5 protein-coding genes are annotated in these 4,983 nt (G+C 71.8%); 1 reads left to right on the top strand and 4 read right to left on the bottom strand.

From position 1 onward, the window contains the following. Window positions 1-54 precede the first annotated feature (54 nt). From ACL02U_RS32585 to ACL02U_RS32570, 4 genes are all read right to left on the bottom strand, one after another. Window positions 55-504, bottom strand: a complete 450-nt coding sequence (locus ACL02U_RS32585; protein ID WP_412794620.1) for a transposase — start codon at window positions 502-504, stop codon at window positions 55-57. Between the two features lie 416 nt (window positions 505-920). Next, complete coding sequence (locus ACL02U_RS32580; protein ID WP_412794619.1) at window positions 921-1,847, bottom strand: TniQ family protein; 927 nt, start codon at window positions 1,845-1,847, stop codon at window positions 921-923. Then, complete coding sequence (locus ACL02U_RS32575) at window positions 1,844-2,821, bottom strand: TniB family NTP-binding protein (protein WP_412794618.1); 978 nt, start codon at window positions 2,819-2,821, stop codon at window positions 1,844-1,846. The genes ACL02U_RS32580 and ACL02U_RS32575 overlap by 4 nt, the downstream gene beginning before the upstream one ends. A gap of 50 nt (window positions 2,822-2,871) precedes the next feature. Beyond that, window positions 2,872-3,576 (bottom strand): hypothetical protein, encoded by a 705-nt coding sequence (locus tag ACL02U_RS32570; protein ID WP_412794617.1) that lies wholly within the window; start codon window positions 3,574-3,576, stop codon window positions 2,872-2,874. A gap of 262 nt (window positions 3,577-3,838) precedes the next feature. Between ACL02U_RS32570 and ACL02U_RS32565 the strand changes: the two genes are divergently transcribed. Next, a partial coding sequence (locus ACL02U_RS32565; RefSeq protein WP_412794616.1) for an AAA family ATPase occupies window positions 3,839-4,983 on the top strand: 1,145 nt, incomplete at its 3' end.

Here is a 4,983-nt window from a genome sequence, read left to right as displayed (position 1 = left end):
AGGTCATCACCACGATCTGAGATCTCTACCGAACCCGGGGTGCCTCTGTGCTTGTCAAGCTGCCTGAGTGAGGCAGGACTTGGCTCTGCGCTCGTCGGCGATCATGACGCGCCAGACGTGGTCCGCCAGGCGGCGTTTCAGGCACCTCTTCGCTTCTTTCACCGTCTTGCCTTCGGAGAGTTTGCGCTGGTAATAGGCGTGTCCGGGTGAGTCCGGCATGCGTATCTGCACGACCGCGATGGTGTGGAGGACGGAGTTGAGCTGACGGTCACCGGAGCGGGAGAGCCGGTGTCGGGCCTTGTCCGCGCTGGCGATCTCCACTGGGGCGGCGCCGGCGTAGTTCGCAAACGCTGCCGAGTTGGGGAAGCGGTGAGCCTGCCGGGTGCGGCCGATGAGCCGGGCGGCCATGACCGGCCCGATGCCCGGGGTGTCCATCAGTGTGCTGCCCGATGCCTCCACGAGGCTCTGCATCCGGGCAGCATTGTCCGTGAGCTGCTTGTCCACTTTCCGGATCTCGGCGACCAGGTCCCAGGCGATGTCCTTGCGGACCGTCTCGACGTCGCCGGCAGGACGGACGGATCGCAGCAGCTTGGCGGCCAGGTCCGCGGACAGCTGGGTCGGGGCGCCTCCGGGCAGCAGATCACGCAGCAGCGCGTGGAGCTGGTGATATGGCGTAGCTGATGGTGTGCTTATTGATCTCGGTCGTGACCTGGTATTGCTCGGTTCTACTGGGTGGTAGTTCGTTTTGACGGGGCAGGGTTACGTGGTGCCGGAGTGTGGGCGGCCCGGTGGGATCCGGGTTGATCTCGGTGTTTGGTGTTGCGCAGTGTGCTGAGCGGGGTGGGGTTTTTGCTCAGTGGGATTGGCGCGTCTATAGGTACCGGTGCTGGCTGGGGGCGGGGGTGGGGGTGCGGGCTGGTTCAGCGGGTGGTGAGGCGTTGCCAGAGCAGGTCGTGGTCGGCGGGTGCGAGGCGGGGCAGGTGGAGGCGGCTGGCGAGGTGGTGGAGGAAGGCGGTCTGCTGTGTGTGTGTCAGGGGGGAGTGGAGGGGCAGGCGGTCGAGGGCTGTGGCGAGGGAGAGGGTTTCGGGGTAGGTGATCAGGTTCCGGCAGGTCAGGGCGGGGGAGGCGGGGCCGTGGGTGAGGTGGGGGTTGGCGGTGGTGAGCTGGTGGAGGCGGGTGTGCCAGCGGTTGTGGAGGTGCTGGTGGTGGTCGTACCAGCGGGTGGTGATCGTGGTTGCCCAGCTCAGGGAAGCCGTGGTGGGCGGGCGGCGGGTGGTGAGGTGGGCGTGGCCGAGTTCGGGCAGGGCGCGGATGTCGAGGGGGGTGCGCTGTCGGGGGTCGCTGGAGGCTTGCTGGTGGCGGGTGCAGATCATGGCCCGGGGCAGGCCGGGCACGGGGTGGATCCACGCGGTGGGGGCGGCGTGGTGGGGCGGGCGGCGCAGGGTGCAGGTGGTGCAGGCCGGTAGCGGCTGCACGGCGGGGGCGAGGGGCTGCCAGCGGGCGGTGGCAGTGAGGGCGGTGGCGAGGGCGGCGGGCGGGGGCCTGCGGGTCAACGCGCGGTCGAGGTGGGCGAGCGGGATGCGGGTGAAGGCGGCCAGGCGGCGGGCGGCTTCGCAGCTGTAGTGGAGTTCGGTGGCGTGCGGGGCGGCGGGGGCGTTGGTGGCGGTGATGTGCAGCCCGTCGAGGAGGTGGGCGGGGGAGAGGTGGTAGGCGGCGGCGAGGCGGGTGAGGTAGGAGGCTGCCGTTTCGCGGGGCAGCGGCCGTACGTGCAGCGCGCCGGGCGGGCTGGGCCACATCGTGTTGGGCCGCGCCGCGGGTGCGGTGCGGGGCCGGGTGGGGGCGGTCACCGGCCGGGGCGGGTGCGGCGGGCGGGGGTGCGGGGCCGGTAGTGCTCTTCGGCGAGGTGGTCCAGCGCGATGGTGTCCAGCAGGGTCTTGGTGATGCGCTCGGTGCCGTCGCAGATGGCTTCGATGGCGGCCTGGCGGATCAGGCGAGAGAGGCTGCCGATGCGTCCGGCGGTCCGCTCGTGCAGGTAGGGCGCCAGCCGGGGCAGGCTGCCCGGCCGGTGTGCGGAGAGGTCGAGGGCTGCTTCCAGGGCGGTGATCAGCTCGCGGAACGGCTCGCGGTGGCCGGCGCGGGCGGGCAGCGCCCCGCAGTCGATCAGGGAGGCACGCCCGGCCAGCTGCGCGCCGCGTACTCCGTTGAAAACGGCGCTCGCGGTGACGTCGATGCCCGCGTAGACGAACGTGGCGCCGATACGTTCGGTGAGGTCCTTGAGCCAGTCGGCGGCCTCCGCGCCGCTGGAGGAGCGCGGGTTGAGCCGGTGGATCTCGTCGATCAGCACGAGTGCGATGCCGGCCGTGGTGTAGGTGTGGCAGACGGCGGTCGTGATCTGCGCGGTCGTCATGCGGGCGGCCACGGGGATGCCGAGGTAGCGGGCGAACTCGGCGGCCAGGGTCTTGGCGGTGGCACCGGGCGGCACCAGCACGTAGGCGACGGGTACCCGGTCGTCGCCCGGGGCGGCGCGGCGGGTGTGGGCGAGGTGGCAGGTTCGGCCGACCTGGAGCAGCGCGGTGGTCTTGCCGGTGGTGGCCGGTCCGGTGACGATCAGCGACGGCCGTGCGGTGGCCTGCTGGTGCCGGCCCAGGATCATCAGGGTGCGGACCTGGCGTGCCAGGGATTCGATGGCTGGGGTGCGCACGGTGACGAACTGCGAGTGGTAGGTCAGGCGTTCCTCCGCCGAGCGGGGTGCCTGGCCCGGCTGCGGCGGTGTGGGGGGTGCGGCGTGGGCGAACCGGGCGAAGGCGTCGAACGTCGTCACCGTGCCCGTGGCTGCTTCCCCGTCGTTCGAGGGCGAAGGGCGGGCAGGGGTCACCACAGTTCGGCCTCCTGGTCGGCGTCGTACAGCGTCAGCGCGCTGCTTTTCGGCAGTGTGAGTGCGCCGGACTCATCGGCGCTGGCGCTGTCGTCCCGGTCTTCGGCGGGTGATCGGGCGTCCAGCGCGTCCAGTCTGTCCTCCGCCTCCGTTGCGGCTGGTGCTGGGGCGGTGGGCCGGGTGTGGCGCAGGACCTGGTCGGCGGCCTCGGCGAGGGCGGCTTCGTGTGCCTGGCGTTCGGTGCGCTGCTCGAGGGTGGTGCGCAGGTGGCGCCAGGTGGTCTCGTTCATGGGCGCGTGGACGTGGTCGCGGTGGATCCACGGGATCTCGTGCAGGTGTCCGTCGGGCAGGCGGAGGTAGAGCTGGCGGACGTCGTGCGGGTTGAGGTGGACCTCCCATCTGCCGCCGGGTCCGGTGGGCGAGGGCCGTCCGCGGTGCTCGTTGAGGACGGCATGATCGTAGGTGCGGTAGTTGATGCGGATGCCGCGGCCGGTGACCGGGTGGAAGCGCACCGGCAGCAGTTCCGTGTAGTCGGCTCCGGTCAGGGGCAGAGGCACGTAGCCGCTCGCGCCCAGTAGTACGCCCCACATCTCGCCCGGGGTCAGCGCCTTCTTGGGCAGCAGGGGGTGGCGCAGCCCGTCGTGGGGGCGGTGCTGCGATGTGCCGGTTTGGTGTCGGTGGGTGGGTGTCAGTGACGGCACGTCAGAACTGGGTGTTTTTGCTGGTGGGGTGCTGAGTAAGGGCGGTGTCACTGCCGTAGAGCGGTATCTGCAGTGGGCGCGGCTGTCATGGGGCGGTACACCCGACTCCGCTCCACTGTCTTGAGAACGGCACTTCTGATCCTTGCGAGGGCTGCGCGGCGGCACGGTGGTTCGTGTCGGTCTTGCGCGGGCGGGAGGGGGCGGGATGGGGGAGCCGGGCGCGTGGGGTGAGGTCGCGGCGGGGTTGAGGGTGTCCAGGCCGGTGCTGGTTGCGCGGCTGCTGGAGCTGGATGCGGCCGGGGCGTTGACGACGGCGCATGTGCGTGCGGGCGCCCAGGTCGGCGGGGTGAATGTGCGTACGGTGTGGCGCTGGCTGGATGCGGCGCGGACGGAGGGCCGTGTCGAGTGCAGGCCGCGGGCCCGGCTGGAGTTGTCCGACCAGGCGTGGGAGGTGCTGGCGCAGGCGGGCGGGAATGTGGCAGCGCTGCACCGGCATCTGAAGGCGGCCGGGGGCGAGGTGCCCTCGTTGGCGTCGTTGTACCGGGTGGTGCGCCGGGACCTTCAGGCTGGCAGGGTCCTGCCGGACCGCGCGGTGGTGCGGCGGGAGCGGGATGAGCAGCAAGCGCGGCAGGCCTTGGCTGACCTCGCCCTGGCCGGGCCGCAGGGGGGAGGCGCGGCGAAAGTGGCTGCGCGCCGGCTGCCGCGTCTTGTACCAGAGGCGACCGGGAGCTTGCCGGTGGGGGAGAACGGTGCGCTGGCGGGTGTGGCGTTGCCGGCGGGCGCGCAGCTGGTGCGGACGTCGTCGGTGCGGGCGGTGGCCGAGGCGGTCGGGCAGGCGATGGCGACACAGGGCGCGGTGTGTGTGTTCGGCGACCCGGGCCGGGGCAAGACCGCCGCCGTGCGGATGGCGCTCGGCGAAGTGCCCCCGGGCTGGAAGGTGACGTGGGTGCCGGTACCGGTGCGCCCGTCGGTGGCCGGCATGAGGCGTGCGGTATTCGACGCGCTGGCGCTGCCGGGCCGCTTCCCGCACACGTCGGCGCTGGTCGACGCCGCGGTCGCGAGGGCTCTGGCTGAGGCGCGGGTGCTGGTGGTCGATGAGGCGCAGCGCCTGCCCGTGCCATGCCTGGAGTACCTGCAGAGTCTGTGGGACCACCCCGGCACGCGGATCACGCTGGTGTTGTGCGGGGCGGGTAGCGAGCGGGCGCTGGCCCGGCTGCCGCAGCTGGCATCGCGTATCGGCGCGTGGCAGGAGGTTCCGCGCTTGGCCGCAGCGGAAGTGGCCAGTGTGGTGACCGGCTTCCATCCGCTGTGGCGCACCGTACCGGCCCCGGACCTGACGTGGATCGACCAGTCGTGCGCGCACGGCACGTTCCGCACGTGGGCCGCTTTGACTGCGCACCTGCAGAA

The sequence above is a fragment of the Streptomyces sp. MS06 genome, assembly GCF_047200655.1.
In the GTDB taxonomy this organism is placed as follows: Bacteria; Actinomycetota; Actinomycetes; order Streptomycetales; family Streptomycetaceae; genus Streptomyces.
The sequence above is the reverse complement of the archived record's forward strand: the minus strand, read 5'-3'. Positions and strand labels throughout refer to the sequence as shown.